Source organism: Paenibacillus sp. 01T422 (genome assembly GCF_056398785.1).
In genome coordinates, this window is the sequence record NZ_JBFTQB010001147.1 from 1 (window position 1) to 1,660 (window position 1,660).

2 protein-coding genes are annotated in these 1,660 nt (G+C 37.6%); one reads left to right on the forward strand and one right to left on the reverse strand.

The window, feature by feature from the left end:
- Positions 1 to 505 (forward strand): HupE/UreJ family protein (locus AC1DUA_RS36580; protein ID WP_477504397.1); only part of this gene is annotated, 505 nt, incomplete at its 5' end.
- Positions 506 to 706: 201 nt separating this feature from the next.
- Here the strand turns inward: AC1DUA_RS36580 and uxuA are convergent.
- Positions 707 to 1,660, reverse strand: a 954-nt coding sequence (gene uxuA, locus AC1DUA_RS36585; protein ID WP_477504398.1) for a mannonate dehydratase, incomplete at its 5' end; no start/stop codon positions are given.

Consider the following 1,660-nt stretch of genomic DNA (forward strand, 5'->3'; position numbering starts at 1 on the left):
TATTTTAACAGGATATGACCACTTATTGTTTTTATTTTCACTGATAATTGCAAGGCAAACGTTTAAACAATATGCGACGGTTATTACTGCATTTACCATAGCTCACTGTTTAACTCTATCTTTAACAGTTCTTAACATTATTGATGTACCGCCTAGTTTCGTTGAACCAGCAATTGCTCTTAGTATTTGTTATGTTGCCATTGAAAATATTTTCAAAAAAGATATTAAGAAGCGTTGGATGATTACATTTGTATTTGGTTTAATTCACGGAATGGGGTTTGCCGACTTACTAAAAGGTATGGATATTCCAAAAAGCCAATTAGCACTTGATATATTTAGTTTCAATTTAGGTATAGAAGCTATTCAGCTTGCGATTCTTGCCATTTTGTTGCCTCTTCTCTTTTTTGTTCAAAAATGGAAGTATTCCGTCAGGGCAGTCAATCTAAGTTCCGCTATAGCTTTTGTATTAGGTGCCTTGTGGTTAACTGAAAGATTATTCTTTTAGAAGTTCAAATATGATTCTATATGCAATGATTGTAATTAATATAAAACACTCCGCGTACGGAGTGTTTTTTTGTTTGGATGCAATATGCTGATTTAAGTTACAAATAAGAAGACATAATAATTAAGCGCTCCACGACGCTAATTGTAATTGATTAAATAAGTAAATAGAACGCACATCCCTCTGATATGCTTGAATCCCCTATTAAACCTGCGTTTTAAGCAACGTTTCCMAAATACCATTTAAGTAAGTAATACCTAACGCACGATCATACAAACCATAACCTGGCTTCCCTTGTTCTCCCCAAATCATTCGACCATGATCAGGGCGGATCGGACCCGTGTATTGGATTTCAACGAGAACTTTCATAACTTCAACCATATCGATAGACCCATCTTCAGAACGGTGAGAGGATTCATAGAAGCTTTTCTCTCCGATTCGTTTCACGTTTCGTGCATGAACAAAATGAATACGGTCGCGCTGACCAAAATATCTAAGCATTTCAGCAAAGTCATTTTCGCTGCTCGCTCCTAAGGAGCCGCTGCACATACACAAACCATTACTCGGACTATCCACAATATCAATCAATCTTTCAAGGTTCTCTTTATTCGTAATAATCCGAGGTAATCCAAAAATCGGCCATGGCGGGTCATCCGGATGGATAGCCAGTTTCATTTCCTCTTCTTCTGCAACAGGAATTATCTCCTTGAGGAAGTACGCTAAATTTGACCATAGCTTCTCTTCATCGACACTTTCATATTGTTCAAACAGATATTTTAACTGTGCATTCGTGTAACTTGTATCCCAACCAGGCAGTCTGAGATCGCCATTTAACGGATTCATTCTCTGAGCTGAATGTTCTTCATAAATCAATGCGGTTGAGCCATCCTCCAATTCGTGGTATAAATTTGTACGTGTCCAGTCGAATATTGGCATGAAATTGTAACACACTACTTTCAACCCCGCCTGAGACAAGTTACGAAGGGTCTTCTTATAGTTGTCTATATAATTATCTCTTGTAGGTAATCCAAGCTTAATATCTTCATGAACAGGAACACTTTCAATAACCTCCAAAGTTAGACCTGCATCTTCTATAGCTGACTTTAACGAAAGAATGCTGGCAAGCGGCCATTCCTCTCCTACTGGTACATCATAAAT